This window comes from Mycobacterium sp. SP-6446 (genome assembly GCF_001954045.1).
Lineage (GTDB): Bacteria > Actinomycetota > Actinomycetes > Mycobacteriales > Mycobacteriaceae > Mycobacterium.
Window position 1 is genome coordinate 1 of sequence record NZ_MBEM01000083.1, and the last position, 19,988, is coordinate 19,988.

Sequence of the window (19,988 nt, forward strand, 5' to 3'; positions counted from 1 at the left end):
CGGCAACTACGGGGTGCCGTGGTACGACATCCAGCCGGTCATCGCGAGCCACCCGGTGACGTCGATGTTCTTGACCTTGTCGATCGTGACCGGTTTGCTGGCGGCTTGGTACCACTTCCGCATGGACTACGCCGGGCACACCGAGGTCAAGGACAACCGGCGCAACCGCGTGCTGGCCTCCACCCCGCTGCTGGTGGTCGCGACGATCATGGTGGTCGGTGAGGTCGCCTCGCTAGCCAAGGGGGCGGCGATCCGCTACCCCCTCTACACCACCGGCAAGGCCAACCTGGCCGCGATCACCTCGGGCCTTTCGCCGACCAGCTGCGCCATGGCCGACGACGTGCTGACCGAGCCCGACCCCAATGCCGGTCTGCTGCAACCGGTTCCGGGACAGAGCTTCGGCCCCGACGGCCCGCTCGGGGGCGTCAAGCCGGTCGGCTTCAAGCCCGAGGGTGTGGGCGACGACCTGCAGTCCGACCCGGTGGTGAGCAAGCCGGGAGTGGTGAACTCCGACGCCTCGCCCAACAAGCCCAACGTCGCGTACAGCGACTCCGCGGGCACCGCGGGCGGCAAGGGTCCGGTCGGGGTGAACGGATCGCACGCGGCGCTGCCGTTCGGCCTCGACCCGGCCCGCACCCCGGTGATGGGCAGCTACGGCGAGAACACGCTGGCCGCCACCGCCACGTCGTCGTGGTACCAACTGCCGCCGCGCACCGCGGACCGGCCGCTGGTGGTGGTCTCGGCCGCGGGCGCGATCTGGTCGTACAAGGAGGACGGAACCTTTACCTACGGGCAGTCGCTGAAACTGCAGTGGGGCATCAGCCGTCCCGACGGCACCGCCCAACCGCTCGGTGAGGTGTACCCGATCGACTTCGGGCCGCAGCCGGCGTGGCGCAACTTGCGCTTCCCGTTGACGTGGGCGCCGCCGGAGGCCAATGTGGCGCGCATCGTCGCCTACGACCCGAACCTGAGTTCCGAGCAGTGGTTCGCGTTCACGCCGCCGCGGGTCCCGGTGCTGGAAACCCTGCAGCAGCTGATCGGATCGCAGACACCGGTGCTGATGGACATCGCCACCGCCGCCAACTTCCCGTGCCAGCGGCCCTTCTCGGAACACCTTGGCGTTGCGGAACTTCCGCGCTACCGCATCCTGCCCGAGCGTAAACAGACGGCGGTGTCGTCGAACCTGTGGCAGTCCAGCGAGGCCGGCGGCCCATTCCTGTTCCTGCAGGCGATGCTGCGCACGTCGACGATCTCGACCTACCTGCGCGGCGACTGGTACCGGGACTGGGGATCGGTCGAGCAGTACTACCCGCTGGTGCCGACGCAGCAGGCGCCGGACGCCGTCGTCGAACAGGGTGTGATCACAGTGCACGGCTGGAGCCGGCAAGGACCGATTAGGGCCCTCCCATGAGCGTGACCGCCGTTGAGGGCAACGTCCGGATGACGCGCTGGGTCGCGACGATCGCCGGGCTGATCGGGTTCATCCTGTCGGTCGCGACACCGCTGCTGCCCGTCGTGCAGACCACCGCGACGCTGAACTGGCCGCAAAACGGCCAGCTGAATAACGTTACGGCGCCGCTGATTTCGCTGAACCCGGTCGATGTGACGGCGAGCGCGCCCTGTTCGGTGGTGCGCGACCTGCCACCCGAGGGCGGGGTCGTGCTGAGCACCGCGCCCAAGAAGGGCAAGGACGCCGCGCTCAACGCGTTGTTCATCGTCGTCAACGGCCAGCGCGTCGACGTCACCGACCGCAACGTGGTGATCGCCAGCGTGTCGCGGGATCAGGCCGCATCCCCGCAATGCCAGCGCATCGAAGTCACCTCCACACGCGCCGGCACGTTCGCGACCTTCGTCGGGTTGACCGACGCCGCGGGTAAGCCGGCGGGCGGCGGTTTCGCCGATCCCAACCTGCGCCCGCAGATCGTCGGGGTCTTCACCGATCTGAGTGGTCCCGCGCCGCCCGGGCTGCGGCTGTCGGCGACGATCGACACCCGCTTTTCCACCACGCCGACGACGCTGAAGTTGCTTGCGATGGTACTGGCGATCGTGTCGACGATCGTGGCGCTGATCGCGCTGTGGCGCCTGGACCAGCTGGACGGCCGCCGGATGCGCCGCTGGATCCCGACCCGATGGCGCAAGTTCACGCTCGTGGACGCCGCGGTGATATTCGGGTTCCTGCTCTGGCACATCATCGGCGCGAACTCCTCCGACGACGGCTACATCCTGGGCATGGCCCGGGTCGCCGACCACGCCGGCTACATGTCCAACTACTTCCGCTGGTTTGGCAGCCCGGAGGATCCGTTCGGCTGGTACTACAACCTGCTGGCGCTGATGACTCACGTCAGCGACGGCAGCCTGTGGATGCGGTTGCCGGACCTCCTCGCGGGGCTGGTGTGTTGGCTGCTGCTGTCGCGTGAGGTGCTGCCCCGATTGGGGCCGGCGGTGACGTCCAGCACGGCCGCGAACTGGGCGGCGGGCATGGTGCTGCTGACCGCGTGGATGCCGTTCAACAACGGCCTGCGCCCCGAACCGATCATCGCGCTCGGTTCGCTGCTCACCTGGGTGCTGATCGAGCGGTCGATGTGCGCCTCCCGGTTGACGCCGGCGGCACTGGCCGTGGTGACCGCCGCGTTCACGCTGGGGGTGCAGCCCACCGGGCTGATCGCGGTGGCCGCGCTGGTCGCCGGTGGCCGGCCAATCCTGCGCATCCTGGTCCATCGCCACCGCGTGGTCGGTACCTGGCCGTTGGTGGCCCCGATGCTGGCGGCGGGATTCGTGATCCTCACCGTCGTGTTCGCCGATCAAACCCTGGCAACGGTGTTGGAAGCCACCAGGATTCGCACCGCGATCGGGCCCAGCCAGGCCTGGTACACCGAGAACCTGCGCTACTACTACCTCATCCTGCCGACCGTCGACGGTTCGTTGTCGCGCCGCTTCGGTTTTCTGATCACCGCGCTGAGCCTGTTCACCGCCGTGTTCATCATGTTGCGGCGCAAGCGGATTCCCGGCGTCGCCCGCGGGCCGGCGTGGCGGCTGATGGGCGTCATCTTCGCCACCATGTTCTTCCTGATGTTCACCCCGACCAAGTGGGTGCACCACTTCGGGCTGTTCGCCGCGGTGGGCGCGGCGATGGCGGCGCTGACCACCGTGCTCGTGTCACCGTCGGTGTTGCGCTGGTCGCGCAACCGGATGGCGTTCCTGGCCGCCGTGCAGTTCCTGATGGCGTTGTGCTTCGCCACCACCAACGGTTGGTGGTACGTCTCCAGCTACGGCGTGCCGTTCAACAGCATCATGCCGAAGATCGCTGGAATCAGCATCAGCACAATCTTTTTCGCCCTGTTCGTCATCGCCGCGCTCTACGCGGTCTGGTTGCACTTCGCATCGAGGAGCCATGGCGAGGGCCGGTTGGCCCGGGCGTTGACGACCGCGCCGATCCCGATCGCGGCCGGCTTCATGGCGCTGGTGTTCATCGCGTCGATGGTGGCCGGGATCGTGCGCCAATACCCCACCTACTCCAACGGCTGGGACAACCTGCGGGAGTTCGCCGGCGGCTGCGGCCTGGCCGACGATGTGCTCGTCGAGCCGGACAGCAACGCGGGCTTCATGGCGCCCCTGCCGGGCAACTCAGGTTCTTGGGGCCCCTTGGGCCCCTTGGGCGGCGTCAACCCGGTCGGGTTTACGCCCGACGGGGTGCCGGAACACACTGTGGCCGAGGCGATTCGGATGACGCCCAACCAGCCCGGCACGGACTACGACTGGGACGCGCCGACGAAGCTGACCACGCCGGGCGTCAACGGATCGGTGGTACCGCTGCCCTACGGACTGGACCCCGCCCGGGTGCCGCTGGCCGGCAGCTACACCACCGGTGCGCAACAGCAGAGCAGGCTGACGTCGGCGTGGTACCAGCTGCCCAAGCCGGACGACGGGCATCCGCTGGTTGTGGTGACGGCCGCGGGCAAGATCGCCGGAAACAGTGTGCTGCACGGTCATACCACCGGGCAGACGGTCGTGCTGGAATACGGCATGCCCGGCCCCGGCGGCGACGTCGTGCCCGGCGGCAGGCTGGTGCCGTACGACCTCTACGGCGAACAGCCGAAGGTGTGGCGCAACCTGCGCTTCGCGCGGTCCCAGATGCCCGCCGGCGCGGTTGCGGTCCGGGTAGTGGCCGAGGACCTGTCGCTAACCCCGGAGGACTGGATCGCGGTGACGCCGCCGCGGGTGCCCGAGCTGCGCTCGCTGCAGGAGTACGTGGGCTCGTCGCAGCCCGTGCTGCTGGACTGGGCGGTCGGGCTTGCCTTCCCCTGCCAGCAGCCGATGCTGCACGTCAACGGCGTCACCGAAATCCCGAAGTTCCGGATCACCCCGGACTACACGGCCAAGAAGATGGACACCGACACGTGGGAGGACGGCACCAACGGCGGGCTGCTGGGCATCACCGACTTGCTGCTGCGGGCCCACGTGATGTCGACCTACCTGTCCCGTGACTGGGGCCGCGACTGGGGTTCGTTGCGCAAGTTCGACACCATTGCCGACGCCCATCCGGCGCAGCTCGACCTGGGCACCGCGACCCGCACGGGATGGTGGTCGCCCGGCGAGATCCGCATCAAGCCCTGATTGCCGTTCCGGTAATCGCGGGCCGGGGTTTAATTTCGGCCCGCGGCGGTCAATACTTAGTTCCCTTGTGAGCTGGCCAACATATGCGGGAAAAGGTGACCCAATGCACACACTGACTCGTCTGGGCGCATGCGCGGCAACGCTGGGCGTGGTGATCACTCCCGCGGCGACATTTGCAATGGTCAAGGCCGCCGCGGAAAGCGGTACGACGGTCGCCCTGAATGCCGATCTCCGGCGCTGCGATTTCAGCCTGGTGGCCAACGGGCCCCCGGTGCAGTTTCCACGACTGGGCAGCGGCACGGTGCTGGTACAGAGGTCCGGGTCGACCGTGACCGCGGAAGTGCATCTGGCGGATTCCCCCCGGCCGGGCACGCATTTCGACGTCGGCCTCATTCAGGAACCCCGTCCCTCGTCGGCCGGTTGCGGGCCCGGCGATCCCGGCACCGCCTTTACCGGAATGGACACCGACGGCGCGGGCAACGCGACGGTGACCATTCAGGACGCCATTCGGCAGGGCACGACCAGCGTCTGGGTGGTCGTCGAACGCGGGGACCCGCACTCGCAGAATCCGGCCGAGTTCTACACCTCCGAGTATCTGGTACCGGTGTAACCGGCACTGAACCCGCGGCGGTGCCATGGCGGCCCAACGCGGGATGAAACACTGGGGCATATGCTCTCGACACGCCTGTGCCTCGCATCGCTGGTCGGTGCCGCGGCGGTCGCTTGCGCCGGACCCCATGCAGCCACCCCGCCGCTTGGCCGGCTGAACTATGTGGCGCTGGGCGACTCGATGGCCGCCGCGCCGGGTGTGCCGGACCCGGCGCCACCCACCGGCTGCCGCAAGTCGACCAACGACTACCCGTCGGTGCTCGCGCGGCGGCTCGGCGCGACCGGGTTCACCGACGTCACCTGCAGCGGCGCGATCACCGAGGACATCACCGATCACGCACAAGAGACGAAGGATGGGATGGTCGGACGCCAGATCGACGCGGTCCGCGCGGCCACCGACCTGATCACCATCACCATCGGGGCCAATGACGTCGGACTGGCCGCCGACGCCGAGGGATGCGAGGTCAAATCCCCCAACCCGGCACCCTGCACCGAGGATTTCGTGTCCGGCGCGGTCGACCGGATTTCGGCGGCGATCGACGGGCATGTCCGCGGGTGGAGCATGCTGATCGACCAGGTCCGCGCCGAGGCGCCGAAGGCGCGGATCGTTTTGGTGGGCTACGGGACCCTGATCCGGCCCGGGGGCTGCTTTCCCGGGCAGCCGGTGTTGCCGCACGACTCCGACTACCTGCAGGCCAAATTCAACGAACTCGACGACCGGCAACGTCAACTGGCCGCCGATAAGGGGATCGAGTACTTCGACACCAGGCCGATGTTCCAGGGCCACGACATCTGCGCCTCGCCCGCCGATCGCTACGTTTCCGGCTATGGGGTGGCCGACCCCGCGGTTCCGTTGCACCCCACCGCTTTTGGCGCGACGGCGGTGGGCGACGCGCTGGCCGGATTCATCGGCCCGGCCGGCGCTCGTAGGTGAGTAGCACCAGGCCGTCGCCGACCGTGCGGACCTCGACGAGGCGCAGGCGTTTCGTGGCGCTGGTGTCGCCGAACGGGCGATCGCCGGCGCCGAGCATGAACGGGAAGACCATCAATCGCAACTCGTCGACGAGGTCGTGTTCCACCAGCGCGTGCACCAGCCGGAAGCTCCCGTAAACGACGATGTCCCCGTTGACGTTTCGGCGCAACGCGCCGACCTGACGCAGTGGGTCGCCCGTCAGCACCGTCGTGTTGTTCCACTGCGGGTCGGGCAGGGTCGCCGACACCACGTGCTTGGGCAGGCTGTTCAATCGGTCCGCCCACCGGCCGGTGCGCGACGGCCAGCGCGCGGCGAAGAACTCATAGGTCCGCCGGCCCAACAGCAGGGCCTCGGCGCCCAGCGCCTCGTCGAGCTCGGCTTCGGCCCACGCGTCGTGGTCGCGTTGGTCGATCTGGCCGAACCAGCCGCCGGCCCTGAAGCCCTCGTCGCCGGTCGGGTCCTGCCCGATTCCGTCGAGCGAGACGTTCTCGCTGACGATGATCTTTCCCATCCTTGCCCTCCTAGCCCGTGTTGTCGGCTACCACTAATGGAGACACCGCCCCGTGCGTCGTCGGGTCGGTGTCTGTACGGATGGAGGTGACGCGAGGTGGTGGTCGGCGATCCGTATCGGGAGCTGATCGAGCCGTACCGCCGGGAACTGCAGGTGCACTGCTACCGGATGCTCGGATCCCTGCAGGACGCCGAGGACGCCCTGCAGGACACGATGCTGGCCGCGTGGCAGGGGCTGGCGGGGTTCGAGGGACGCGCCTCGCTGCGCACCTGGCTGTACCGGATCGCCACCAACCGCTGCCTCAACGCCCGTCGTTCGGCGAGCCGGCGCGCGGCCAAGGAGTGGGACGTGCCCGATGTCGAACCGCCGGGGCCCACCCGTTTGGGTGAAGTCGTCTGGCTAGAGCCCTTTCCCGATGGGCCGGAAGCTCGCTACGAGCAGACCGAATCCATCTCACTGGCTTTCATTGCCGCCCTTCAGGTTCTGCCGCCTCGTCAGGTCGCCGTGCTGGTGCTGCGCGACGTCCTCGGATTCGACACGAACGAGGTGGCCGACATGCTCGACGCCAGCGTCGAAGCGGTCAAGAGCGCCCTCAAGCGGGCGCGTGCCGGGCTTCGCCGCAGCCTGCCGACCGCCGGCGAACTCCCACCGGCCCGCGGCTCGCCGGCCGAGGAAGCGATCGTGGCGAAGTTTGTCCGCGCGTGGGAGTCGGCCGACCTCGATGCGCTCGTGGCCCTGTTGACCGACGACGTGTTCATGTCGATGCCGCCGATGCCCTTCGAATACGAGGGGCGCGACGTCGTGGCCCGCTTCTGCGCGGCCCTGTTCGATGCGGGCCGCAGGTTCGACCTCGTGCCGACGCGCGCCAACGGCCAACCGGCGTTCGGCGCGTACCTGCGCACGCCCACGGGAATCAGCCACGGGGTCGGCCTGTATGTCCTGGGCCTCGCCGGCGAGCGCATCTGCGCCATGACCCGCTTCGATAACAGCGTGCTCGCGAGGTTCGGGCTGCCGCGATCGATCGCGCGCGAGGCACCCTAAACCGGGATCAGCCCGTGCTTACGTGCGGTGCGGAACCAGAGTTGCTTGTCCCGCAACAGATGCAGCGACCGGCGCAGCAGCAGCCTGGTCTGGTGCGGGTCGATGACCGCGTCGATGAATCCGCGCTCGGCGGCCGTCCACGGGATCGCCATGTTGAGGTTGTAACCCTCGATGAAGTCCTTCTTGATCTGCTGCGCCTCGGGGATGGTGGGGTCCGGGAACCGCTTCATCAGCAGCTGCGCGGCCCCCTCGGCGCCGATCACCGCGATGCGCGCGGTCGGCCAGGCGAAGTTGAAGTCGGCGGTCAGCTGCCGCGATCCCATGACGGCGTAGGCGCCGCCGTAGGACTTGCGAACGGTGATGGTCACCTTCGGCACGTCGGCCTCGACCACCGCATACAGGAACCGGCCGCCGCGTTTGATGATGCCGTTCTTCTCCTGCTCGGCACCCGGCAGGAAGCCCGGGGTGTCCACGACGAAGACCAGCGGGATGTTGAACGCGTCGCAGAACCGGATGAATCGCGCGGCCTTGTCGGAGGCCTCGTTGTCGATCGACCCGGACAGGTGCATGGGCTGGTTGGCGATCACGCCCACCGGGCGTCCGTCGACCCGGGCGAACCCGGTGATGATGGCCGGGCCGTGTTGCGCGGCGACGTCCAGGAAGTCGCCGTCGTCGAAGATGCGCAACAGGATCTCGTGCATGTCGTAGGCCATGTTGTCCGAGTCCGGCACGATCGAGTCGAGCTCCAGATCGGTCGGGGTGGTCTCGGGCTCGAGGCCGGGGTTGATGATCGGCGGCTGGCCGACGGCGCTCGACGGCAGGAACGACAGGAAGTCGCGGACGTACTGGAACGCCTCGGCCTCGGAGTCGACCACCTGGTGGATGTTGCCGTAGCGGGCCTGCGCGTCCGAGCCGCCGAGCTCGTCGAGGGTGACCTCCTCGCCGGTGACTTCCTGGATCACGTCGGGCCCGGTGACGAAGAAGTAGCCCTGGTCGCGCACCGAGACCAGCAGGTCGTCCTGGATCGGCGAATACACCGCTCCCCCAGCGCATTTGCCGAAGATCAGGGAGATCTGCGGCACCAGCCCGGACAGCGCCTCGTGGCGGCGGCCCAGTTCGGCGTACCACGCCAACGACGTGACCGCGTCCTGAATCCGGGCCCCACCGGAGTCCTGGATGCCGATGATCGGGCAACCGACCATGGCGCACCATTCCATCAGCCGGGCGACCTTGCGGCCGAACATCTCACCGACGGTGCCCTGGAACACCGTCTGGTCGTGGGAGAACACCCCGACCGGCCGGCCGTCGATCATGGCGTGCCCGGTGACGCAACCGTCGCCGTAGAGCGCGTTCGGGTCGTTCGGCGTTTTGGCCAGCGCCCCGGTCTCTAAGAAGGTGCCCGGGTCGACCAGCGCGTGCACGCGGGCGCGGGCGCTGGGGATGCCCTTTTTGTTGCGCTTGGCGACGGCCTTCTCACCACCGGGCTCTTTGGCCAATTCCAGGCGACGGTGGAGCTCGGCCAGCTTCTCCGCGGTGGTGTGCTGGATGGGAGCTGGCGCCATCTCCGTCACTACTTGCCTACCTCACTCGTCTGACTGGCTTGCGCTTCCACCTTATTCAGCGCGTCGGTGAGGTGGGCACCGACCTTGCCGATGATCGGTTCGTCGATGGCCTGGATGTGCTCGCCACCGATCGGAACCACTTCCAGGTCCGCCACGTACTCGCCCCAGCCGCCGTCGGGCTGACGGATCGCGTACCGCGGCTCGAACTCGATGACGTCGTCGTGGTAGCGATCGGCCATGTAGAGGGTCACGTGGCCGTCGTACGGCTCGATCTCGACGGTCTCCAGCGCCCGGTTGTCCAGATAGGACGTCCGCTGGTGCTCGACGATGCCGCCCGGAATCTGCACGCCGCTCTGCTGGACGATGTCCAACACGAACTTGACCTGACCCTCGTCGTCGAGCTCCTCGAGCTGCTCGTAGGGGATCGCCGGAATCTCGACGTTGAAGGTGCGCTCCGCGAACTTCGCGTACCGGTCCCAGCGCTTGCGGGTTTCCTCCCGGGTCTGCGGGATCTCCTCGCCGGCGCGCACCGTGTCGATCAACCCGACGAACGCGACATTGGCGCCCATCCGCTTGAGCCCGATGGCGCAGGCGTACGCCAGTGCGCCGCCGAGCGACCAACCGACCAGGACGAAAGGCTTGTCCCCGTTGAGTTCCAGGAGTTTGGGCACGTACTGGGCGGCCCTTTCCTGCACGGAGCCTTCGACCCGCTCGAACCCGTACATCGGGGTATCCGCCGGCAGGCGGTTGAGCAGCGGCTCGTAGACCACGGTCGAACCGCCGGCCGGGTGGAACACGAACACCGGTATTTGCGAATCGTCCTGCGGCGCTCTGATGGTGCGGACGAAGCCGTCGATCTGTCCGGCCTCGAAGTAGCCGCGGATCTTCTCGGCCAGCGCCTCGATGGTCTCCGACGTCAGCACGTCCTCGGCGGTGATCGGACCCTCGGCCCGCTCCGAAAGCCGCTGCGCCATCTTGGCGGCGGTGCCCTCGTCGAGCTTGGGCAGCGGGTTGAAGATGCCGCCCGCCGACTTGCCCGTGACGATCGCCCAGGTGGCGAAGGTGACGCGCTCGGCGGCGTCGCGCGGGGGCACGTCGGAGTTGAGCGCCTTGGCCACCGCCTCCTGGCTGAGCGCTCCCGCCAGGTTCGGTTGGCCACCATTGGTGGCCGCGGCCTTCGGACCGGACGGGTCCGTCGGTGGCGGGGGAATCGTCACATCCGAGGGCGGCGGCGCGGGCTGAGTCTCGGGCTCCGCCTGCGGGTCCGGATCCGGCGCGGCGACCGATGCCGGCGTTGCCCCGCTGAGCAACTGGGCCTGCTCCCGTGCGATCTCCTCGGGCGTCAGCGTCTTCTGGTGCTCGTGCAGCTGCTCGACCTCGTCGCGGTGCTCGATCGCGTACTCGATCAGCTTCTCGACGGCGTACAGATTGGCGTCCCGCACGGCCGTCAATTGGATTGGGGGAAGGTCGAAGTCGTACTCGACGCGGTTCTTGATCCGCACCGCCATCAGCGAGTCCAGGCCCAGCTCGATCAGCGGCACCTCCCACGGCAGGTCCTCGGGCTCATACCCCATGGCCGCCGAGACGATCAGGCCCAGCCGCTCGGCGATGGTCTCGCCGGAATCCGGTGACCATCGGCCCACGTTGCTCGGCAGGTAGCGGTTGGTCAGGCTGTCCGACAGCGTTTCGGCGTCGGACTCCTCGACGGGCGCGGCCGGGGCCTCAGGCGCAGCGGTCGCGGTCGGGGCGGCGATCGTCGCGCCGGCGCCCACCGCGGTCGGCAACGCGGCGACATCCGAACCCGCCCGGGACACCAGCGCGTCGTAAACCAGGGTGAAGGACTCGTCGATGCGGGCATGCACCTGGACCGAGGCGCCGCCGGGGTGCCTGGTCATCGTGGTCACCAGCCGGGCGCCGGCGCCGGGCACCGCGCGCTGCTCGGACGCCACCAGCTGCGCATCCGGAAGCACTTGTGTCGCAGCGGATCTCACCAACGCGGCCAGGTCCGTGTCGCCGTTGCGCGGCGCGAATTCCCAGACGTGGCGGCCATCCGGCAACGCGACATGGGTTCCCGGCATGATCACCGAGCCGTCGCCGGAGAAGTGCACGTCCAGCCAGTGCTCTTTGCGCTTGAACCGGGTCGGCGGGATGTTCGCGTAATCCTCGGGCCCCTGGGCGCGGCTGAACAGGGTCCGGATGTCCAGATCGTGGCCGTGGACGTAGAGCTGGGCCATGGCCGAGATCATCGACTCGACGTCGTCCTGCTTTTTGGCCAGCGTCGGAATCAGTTGGGCGTCATGAAGACCCGCGGCGGCGGTGGTTAGGCCGATCTGCATCAGCGCCACCGGGTTGGGGGCGAGCTCCAGGAACGTGGTGTGGCCGGCGTCGACGGCATTGCGGATGCCGTGGGTGAAGTAGACGGAATGCCGCATGCCCTTGACCCAGTAGGCGACGTCGTGGATCGGCTCGCCGCCGGGCTTGATGTAGCTGCCCTCGTGCACCGTCGAAAAGATTCCGACGGCCGGGCTCTGCGGCGCGATGCCCTGCAGCTCCGCGGAGAACTCGCCGAGTAGCGGGTCCATCTGCGAGGTGTGGCCGGCGCCCTTGGTCTGCAGCTTGCGGGCAAAGCGGCCCTCCGCCTCGGCGCGGGCGACGATCGCGTCGATCTGCTCGGGCGGACCGCCGATCACGGTCTGGCTGGGTGCGGCGTAGACGCACACCTCCAGGCCGGGGAAATCACCGAACACTGTCTTCAACTCGTCGGCGGAGTACTCGACGAGGGCCATCAGCCGGATGTATTCGCCGAACAGCATCGCCTCGCCCTCGCCCATCAGGTGCGAGCGCGAGCAGATGACGCGGGTCGCGTCGGCCAGTGACAGCCCGCCCGAGAAGTAGGCCGACGCGGGCTCACCGAGCGATTGGCCAACCACCGCGGCGGGTTTCGCGCCGTGGTGCTTGAGCAGCTCGCCCAGGGCGATCTGGATCGCGAAGATGACGACGTTGGAAGTCTCGATGCCGTATTCGTGCGAGTCGTCGAGGATCAGCTCGAGCACCGAGTAACCCCGCTCGTCCTGGATCAGCGCGTCGACCTTCTCGATCCATTCGGCGAAGACCTCGTTGCGCAGGTACAGGCTCTTGCCCATCTTGCGGTGCTGCGCACCGAAACCGGCCATCGCCCACACCGGGCCGCTGGTCACCGGCCCGTCGGTGCTGAACACGTTCGGCTTCTGCTTGCCCTCGGCGATCGCCCGCAGGCCCTTGATCGCCTCTTCGTGGTCGTGGGCCAGCACCACCGCGCGGGAGCGGCCGTGGTTGCGACGCGACAGCGCGCGGCCGATCGATTCCAGCGACGACGCCTGGCCTTCCGGGCTTTCCATCCAGTCGGCGAGCTCGGCGGCGGCGGCCCTCTTGCGCGACGTCAAGAACGCCGACACCGCGAGGGGGATCAGCGGCGCTGATTCTTCTTGTGCCGCAAGCTCTTCCAGCGCGATCTCTTTGAGGCGCAGCGCCTCGTCGGTGACGCCGGGCAGCTCGTATTCTTCCTCCGGCGCCTCGGAGGCGTCGGGAATGATGTTGCCGAAATCGTCGAACCGCAGCGAGTGGCTTTCCAGCCCAGGGGCTTCGGCCGATTCGGTTTCGGGGCCCGACTCGACCTCCGGCGCGGGCTCCGGCTCCCGCTCGACGACGTCGCGGGGCAGCACCTCGCGCACCACCAGGTGCGCGTTGGCCCCACCGAAGCCGAAGCTGGAAACCCCGGCCAGCGCGTAACCGCCGTAGCGCGGCCAATCGGCCGGGGAGTCGATGACCTTCAAGTGCATGCCGTCGAAGTCGATGTAGGGGCTAGGCCCGGCGAAGTTGATCGACGGCGGCAGCTTGTCGTGCTGCAAGGCCAGCACCACCTTGGCCAGGCTGGCCGCGCCGGCGGCCGACTCCAGGTGTCCCACATTGGTTTTCACCGCGCCCAGCAGTGCCGGGCGATCCGCGGGACGGCCCCGCCCGACGACACGACCCAGCGCCTCGGCCTCGATCGGGTCGCCCAGCACGGTGCCGGTGCCGTGCGCCTCGATGTAGTCGACGGTGCGCGGATCGATGCCGGCGTCCTTGTAGGCCCGGCGCAGCACCTCGGCCTGCGCGTCCTGGTTGGGGGCGATCAGGCCGTTGGACCGGCCGTCGTGGTTGACCGCGCTGCCGGCGATCACGGCCAGGATCTGGTCGCCGTCGCGGCGGGCGTCGTCAACCCGCTTGAGCACGAACATGCCGCCACCCTCGGAGCGGGTGTAGCCGTCGGCGTCGGACGAGAAGGATTTGATCCGGCCGTCGGGCGAAAGCACCTGACCGATCTCGTCGAAACCGAGCGTCACCAACGGGGTGAGCAACGCGTTGACACCACCGGCGACCGCCACGTCGCACTCGCCGTTGCGCAGCGCCTGCACCGCCTGATGCGTCGCCACCAGCGAGCTCGAGCAGGCGGTGTCCAGCGCGACCGAGGGGCCGCGGAAGTCGTAGAAGTAGGACACCCGGTTGGCGATGATCGAGCTGGCGGTGCCGGTGATCGCGTACGGGTGCGCGACGGTGGGGTCGGAGACCGCCAGGAATTGGTAGTCGTTGTTGGAGAAGCCGACGTACACGCCGACGGCCTCGCCGCGCAGGCTCGACGCGGGGATGCGGGCGTGCTCGAGCGCCTCCCAGGTGAGCTCCAGCGCCATCCGCTGCTGCGGGTCGATGTTGTCGGCCTCGGTCTTGGCCACGGCGAAGAACTCCGAGTCGAAGCCCTTGATGTCCTTCAGGTAGCCACCCCGGGTGCGGGCGGTGCCGACGCGCTGGGCGATGCGCGGCTCTTCGAGGAATTCCGACCAGCGGCCCTCGGGCAGATCGGTGATCGCGTCGCGACCCTCCAGCAGCGCCTGCCAGGTTTCGTCGGGGCTGTTCATGTCGCCGGGCAGCCGGGTGGACAGGCCCACCACCGCGATGTCGACGCGCTCGGCGGGGCCGGGGCGCGACCAATCGGCGTCGTCCAGCTCGTCGGCCACCTCGGGCTCACCCTCGATGATGCGGGTCGCCAACGACTCGATGGTCGGGTGCTGGAACGCCACCGCGACCGACAGCGTGACGCCGGTCATGTCCTCGATGTCGGCGGCCATCGCCACGGCATCCCGCGACGCCAGACCCAGCTCGACCATCGGCACCGACTCGTCGATGTCGTCGGGTGATTTCCCGACGGCCCGGCCCACCCAGTTGCGCAGCCACTCGCGCATCTCGGCGACCGTCATGTCGGTCTTGTCGGCGGGCAGGTTCTCCTGAGGTTCGTCTGTGTCAGCCATGGTTCCTGATTCAGTCGTTGGCGCCGGCGAAGGCGGTCGGGGAACCGACGCCGCTGCGCAGACTGCCGTCAAGGTAGGCGGCGCGGCAGGCGCGGTGCCCGATCTTGCCGCTGGAGGTACGCGGGATCGTTCCCGACTGCACCAGCAGCAAGTCGCGGACCGTGACGCCGTGGCGCACGGCGATGGCCGCGCGGATGTCGTCGGCGATCGGCTGGTAGTCCAGCTTGTGCGAGCCGGCGGCGCGCTCGGCGACGATCACCAGCTGTTCGGAGGCGTCGTCGGGGTCGTACTTGATGCCGGCGTGCGGGTTGTCGAAGACTTCCTGCGGCAGTTGGTTCGCCGGCACCGAGAAGGCCGCCACGTAGCCGGTGCGCAGTGCCTTGCTGGCTTCCTGCGCCGAGTACTCGAGGTCCTGCGGGTAGTGGTTGCGGCCGTCGATGATGACCAGGTCTTTGATGCGGCCCGCTATATAGAGGTGCCCCTCGTAGTAGGTGCCGTAGTCGCCGGTGCGCACCCACATGCCGTCGTCGGGGGCGCCCTCGGCGTGCGACTCGCTGATCCGCGACTTGAGGATGTTGCGGAAGATCTCGGTGGTTTCGGCTTCCTTGCCCCAGTAGCCGCTGCCCATGTTGTTGCCGTGCAGCCAGATCTCGCCGATCTGGCCGTCGGGCAGCTCGCTGGCCGTGTCGGGGTCGACGATGACGGCCCACTCGTCGACGCCGATGACGCCCGCGGAAACCTGCGCCACCGCGCTCGGCGAATCCGCGGCTACCTCGACGAAGCGCTGGTTGTTCAGCTCGGCACGGTCGACGTGGATGACCCTGGGCGCCTCGTCCATCGGTGTGGTGGAAACGAACAGCGTCGCCTCGGCCAGACCGTAGGACGGCTTGATCGCCGTCTCGCGCAGGCCGTAGGGCGCAAACGCCTCGTAGAACTTGCGCATCGACGCGGGGGACACCGGCTCGCTGCCGTTGAGGATCGCTTTGACGTTGCTCAGGTCCAGCGGCGGTTCGCCTTCCTTGGGCGCACCGCGCAGCGCGGCATGCTCGAAGGCGAAGTTCGGCGCGACGGTGATGACCTCACAGTCCGGTGCGTCGTCGGGCTTGCGTGCCATCTCGCGGATCCACCGGCCGGGCCGGCGCACGAACGCGGCGGGCGTCATGAAGGTGAAGTTGTGACCGATCACCGGCGACAACAGCGCGGTGATCAGGCCCATGTCGTGGAAGAACGGCAGCCAGGACAGGCCGCGGTCAACTTCCTTACCTTCGAGCCCCTCCAGCACCTGCAGCACGTTGGTGGGCAGGTTCAGGTGGGTGATCTGCACGCCGGTCGGGGTGCGGGTGGAGCCCGAGGTGTACTGCAAGTAGGCGATGGTGTTCTCGTCGGCCACCGGCTCCTCCCAGGTGGATGCCACCTCGTTGGGCACCGCGTCGACGGCGACGACGCGGGGGCGCTCCTTGGCCGCGCGGGCGCGGATGAACCTGCGCACACCCTCGGCGGCCTCGGTCGTGGTCAGGATCGTCGATGGCGTGCAGTCATCGAGCACGGCGTGCAAACGTCCGACGTGCCCCGGCTCGGAGGGGTCGAACAACGGCACCGCGATCCTGCCGGCGTACAGCGCGCCGAACAACGCGACGAGATAGTCCAGGTTCTGCGGGCACAGGATCGCGATGCGGTCACCGGGCTGGGTGACCTGCTGCAGCCGGGCGGCCACCGCACGGTTGCGGGCGCTGAACTCCGACCACGAGATGTCCTTGTATTCACCGTCGCGTTCGGTGGAGAAGTCGACGAACCGGTAGGCCAGCTTGTCGCCGCGCACCCGCGCCCACTTCTCAACGTGCTTGACCAGGTTGGTGTTGTCCGGGAACCTGATCTTTCCGTTGACGATGAACGGGTTGTGGTACGCCATGCCGGTTTCTCCTGTCACAACACAATTCGGTCGGCTGCTCCGACGTTATAACCGCGCGCAAGCCGGCCCTGTCACGGCGCATGCTGAGGCGCGCGTCGATTGGGTGCCAGCTTCGACCCAAACGGGTCACGATCCAATGCTCTTACTTTTCTCTTAATGTTAAGGGGCGGCACGCGGCAGACCAAATCACAACGTACCGCCGATTCCGTCACGTATCGGCCTCACGCGCGGCCATATCAGCCGTGTTTGGGATGCGGCGCGTTCTCGATGAGCCCGTGGGCCCAGTTCAACGTCCAATCCGTTGCGGGGATCCCGTCCAGGTTCCAGAACTGGGTGGTGGCGTACAGCGCGTGCACCGGCTGGCCGGCGCCGCCGGCGAGCGTGTTCAGCGTGATCGGCAGGTTGGCGATGCTGAACGCCTCGTTCGGGGCGGCGCAGATCAGATCGCCCGGCGCGCAGATCTCGTTGGTCTTGTCGTTGAGCGCGCCGAAGCCGCCCGGTCGCGCCCCGGTCATGGTCAATCCGAGACCGGACAACATCGGCACCTCCGCCAACGTGACTTCGGCGCCCTCGCCGGGCGGGTTGGGCCCGATGTCGTTGCCCACCCCCTGCTGGCGACGGCCGTCGGCGATCAATGTCACACCGAGCACCAGATCGTCGTCGACGGGACCGCGGCCGTTGCCGATGTCGCTGGCGATATCCCCGGCGATTACCGCACCCTGCGAAAAACCCATCAGCACATAGCTGGTCAAGGGGCACTTGTTGTTCATGTCGGTCATCGCCTGCACGGTCGCGCGGGTGCCTTCGGCGCGGCTGTCGTTGTAGGACATCTGCGTGTCCCCGCTCATCGGGTTGTGGAACTGCGCCGTGTAGGGGGTGGTGTACGACGACACCCGGGCGGCCGGAAACTGCTGACCGAGCTGGGCGGTCACTTTGTGCAGCAACGCATTCGGGAACTGCATCGGATTGCCCGGGTCGTCCTGCACCGACGATTCCCACGTGCCCGGGACGTTGATCAACTGCACGTCGGGACACGAGGCGTCTTGCGAGGCGGGTCGCGGCTTGTGCGGGTGGGCCGTCGTCGACGACGGGGGTAACACGCCGGGCGGCACCGCGCTGGGCGGCGACGAGGGGCTGCGCAGCAGCATCACCACACCCACGATCACCAGCAATACGACACCGGCCATCGGGAGGGCGGCAACCCAGGCGAGGATTCGGCGTCTACGCCGGGCGTTGGTGGCCATCTTCTCCTGCTAGCAGAGTCGGAAGTCGCAGCTCGTATAGAGGTAGGCGGCCGTCCCGCCCTCTGCTGCACCCACCACCGTACCGGCTCGTCGCGCCGGTACCGTCCGTGCGCCCGCTAGCGAATGGCGCCGACGATGTCGCCCGACATGGCGCCCAGCTGCCCCGCCCACGAACCCCAGCCGTTGTCGCCGCCGCCCGGGAAGTCGAAGTGCCCGTTGTGGCCGCCGTTGCTGCGGTACTGCTGGTAGAACTCCCGGGAGCTGCCCATCGCCGCGCCGGCCTGGCCGGCCATGGCGGCGTCGTCACCGCCCATGTTCGTCGGGCTGTAGACCCACACCCGGGTGTTGTTCTGCGCCAGCAGCGTGGAGTGCACGTACGGGTCGTGCCACTTCCACCGGCCCAGCTGCGGCGCGCCCCACATGCCGTTGCCATCCACACCGCCGAACTGCTGCAGGCCGGCCAGGATCGCGCCGTTGTAGTTGGTGCTCGACGGGTACAGGAAGCCGGACAGCGAACCGGCCATGCCGAAGCGGTCGGGGTGGAAGGCGGCCAGCGCCATCGCGGCGTAGCCGCCCTGTGAGGCGCCCACCGCGGCGTGGCCACCGGGCGCCAGGCCCTTGTTGGCGGCCAGCCAGTTGGGCAGCTCGCTGGACAGGAACGTGTCCCACTGCTTGCTGCCGTCGTTCTCCCAGTTGGTGTACATGCTCCAGGCGCCTCCGGCGGGCGCCACCACCGAGATGCCCTTGCCGGCCAGCGTGTTCATCGCGTTACCCGCGGTCACCCAGTTGCTGACGTCCGGGGCCGCATTGAAGGCGTCCAGGAGGTACACCGCGTGTGGGCCGCCGCCCAGGAAGGCCACCGGGATGTCGCGGCCCATGGCCGCCGACGGCACCATCAGGCTTTCGTAGCCCGCGGCCTTGGTTTTGCCGATGGTTCCGGGCGTCACCATCCCCAGAGCCGCACCGCCGAACCCGACCGATAGTGCGGCAATGCAGAACACCCGCAGCAGCGCTGACAGACCCCTCATGTCCACCCTCCATCGTCTAGTCGCTGTGAGCACACTATCCACACCCGATGGGCGACGTAAATCACTAATGGCGGCGACCCCGAGGGATCGCCGCCATTAGCGGTGTTGCTTTCGGCTGGCTGCTACGTGCCGGTGGTGCTGCTACCGGCGTTGGTGGCGGCAGCGGTCGCGGGGCCGGCGCCGGGCGTGGCACCGAGCACCTGCTGCAGGTCAGGCTTCATGGCCTGCAGCTGCGCTCCCCAGTACGGCCAGTCGTGGGTGCCGTTGGCGTCGAAGTTCCACACGGCGTTGTGACCGCCGGCGGCGTTGTAGGCCTCCTGGAACTTCAGGTTGCTGGTCCGCACGAAGCCCTCGAGGAACTTCGCGGGCAGGTTGTCGCCACCGAGGTCCGACGGCTTGCCGTTACCGCAGTAGAGCCAGATGCGGGTGTTGTTCGAGACGAGCTTGCCGACCTGCAGCGACGGGTCGTTGCGCTGCCATGCCGGGTCACTGGACGGGCCCCACATGTCGTCCTTCTTGTAGCCGCCGGCGTCACCCATGGCCAGGCCGATCAGCGACGGGCCCATGCTCTGCGACGGGTCCAGCAGCGCCGAGAGCGAACCGGCGTAGATGAACTGGTCGGGGTGGTAGGCGGCCAGGATCAACGCCGACGACCCGGCCATCGAGAGGCCGACCGCGGCGCTGCCGGTGGGCTTGACCTGCTTTTGCGCCGACAGGTACTGCGGCAGCTCGCTGGTCAGGAAGGTTTCCCACTTGTAGGTGGTGCAGCCGGCCTTACCGCAGGCGGGCTTGTACCAGTCGGAGTAGAAGCTGGACTGACCGCCGACCGGCATGGCCACGGCGATGCCCGACTGGTTGTACCACTCGAACGCGGGGGTGTTGATGTCCCAGCCGTTGAAGTCGTCCTGCGCGCGCATGCCGTCGAGCAGGTACAGGGCCGGCGCGTTGGCGCCACCGCTTTGGAACTGAACCTTGATGTCGCGGCCCATGGCCGCGGACGGGACCTGCAGGTACTCCACCGGCAGACCCGGGCGAGAGAACGCCCCGGCGGTCGCCGGGCCCCCCACGACGCCGATCAGGCCCGACAGTAGGGCTGCCCCAACAGCACCCACCACGAGCCGGCGCGGCATAGCCGCTACGGCACCGCGAACTCTGTCAACAAGCTTCATCCTTGCT

At 68.2% G+C, this 19,988-nt stretch carries 12 protein-coding genes; 5 read left to right on the forward strand and 7 right to left on the reverse strand.

Translation table 11 applies throughout. From position 1 onward, the window contains the following. The 4 genes from A5736_RS06795 to A5736_RS06810 all read left to right on the forward strand — a co-directional run. A partial coding sequence (locus A5736_RS06795; RefSeq protein WP_139333172.1) for an arabinosyltransferase C-terminal domain-containing protein occupies positions 1 to 1,411 on the forward strand: 1,411 nt, incomplete at its 5' end. Further along, positions 1,408 to 4,614, forward strand: coding sequence for an arabinosyltransferase EmbB (gene embB / locus A5736_RS06800; protein WP_076245249.1), 3,207 nt, complete (start codon positions 1,408 to 1,410; stop codon positions 4,612 to 4,614). The genes A5736_RS06795 and embB, both read left to right, overlap by 4 nt. 103 nt (positions 4,615 to 4,717) lie before the next feature. Beyond that, the gene (locus A5736_RS06805; protein ID WP_076127470.1) at positions 4,718 to 5,224 is read left to right on the forward strand and encodes a hypothetical protein; all 507 of its coding nucleotides are present in this window, start codon (positions 4,718 to 4,720) and stop codon (positions 5,222 to 5,224) included. Between the two features lie 60 nt (positions 5,225 to 5,284). Continuing rightward, positions 5,285 to 6,157 (forward strand): SGNH/GDSL hydrolase family protein, encoded by an 873-nt coding sequence (locus tag A5736_RS06810; RefSeq protein ID WP_083667223.1) that lies wholly within the window; start codon positions 5,285 to 5,287, stop codon positions 6,155 to 6,157. Here the strand turns inward: A5736_RS06810 and A5736_RS06815 are convergent. Next, a complete protein-coding gene (locus A5736_RS06815; protein ID WP_076245251.1) occupies positions 6,129 to 6,707 on the reverse strand; it encodes a dihydrofolate reductase family protein in 579 nt (192 codons plus the stop codon). The two genes, A5736_RS06810 and A5736_RS06815, sit on opposite strands and share 29 nt — an antisense overlap. A 96-nt stretch (positions 6,708 to 6,803) precedes the next feature. On the opposite strand from A5736_RS06815, the gene A5736_RS06820 reads away from it, so the two are divergent. After that, positions 6,804 to 7,748, forward strand: a complete 945-nt coding sequence (locus A5736_RS06820; protein ID WP_076127465.1) for a sigma-70 family RNA polymerase sigma factor — start codon at positions 6,804 to 6,806, stop codon at positions 7,746 to 7,748. Here A5736_RS06820 and A5736_RS06825 read toward each other — a convergent pair. The 6 genes from A5736_RS06825 to A5736_RS06850 form a co-directional block, all read right to left on the reverse strand. Then, complete coding sequence (locus tag A5736_RS06825) at positions 7,745 to 9,310, reverse strand: acyl-CoA carboxylase subunit beta (protein WP_139333173.1); 1,566 nt, start codon at positions 9,308 to 9,310, stop codon at positions 7,745 to 7,747. The genes A5736_RS06820 and A5736_RS06825 overlap by 4 nt on opposite strands. Before the next feature lie 8 nt (positions 9,311 to 9,318). Further along, entirely contained in the window at positions 9,319 to 14,631 is a 5,313-nt protein-coding gene (gene pks13 / locus A5736_RS06830; protein WP_076127460.1) for a polyketide synthase Pks13, read from the reverse strand. A gap of 10 nt (positions 14,632 to 14,641) precedes the next feature. Then, positions 14,642 to 16,540, reverse strand: coding sequence for a long-chain-fatty-acid--AMP ligase FadD32 (gene fadD32, locus A5736_RS06835; protein WP_076245253.1), 1,899 nt, complete (start codon positions 16,538 to 16,540; stop codon positions 14,642 to 14,644). Between the two features lie 236 nt (positions 16,541 to 16,776). Then, positions 16,777 to 17,784 carry a cutinase family protein gene (locus A5736_RS06840; protein WP_076245254.1) on the reverse strand — a complete coding sequence of 336 codons (1,008 nt, stop codon included), beginning with the start codon at positions 17,782 to 17,784 and terminating at the stop codon, positions 16,777 to 16,779. A 116-nt stretch (positions 17,785 to 17,900) separates the two neighbouring features. Continuing rightward, entirely contained in the window at positions 17,901 to 18,812 is a 912-nt protein-coding gene (locus A5736_RS06845) for an esterase family protein (RefSeq protein WP_076127452.1), read from the reverse strand. Between the two features lie 122 nt (positions 18,813 to 18,934). Next, positions 18,935 to 19,981: an esterase family protein gene (locus A5736_RS06850; protein ID WP_076127450.1), complete on the reverse strand. Its 1,047-nt coding sequence runs from the start codon at positions 19,979 to 19,981 to the stop codon at positions 18,935 to 18,937. Positions 19,982 to 19,988 lie beyond the last annotated feature (7 nt).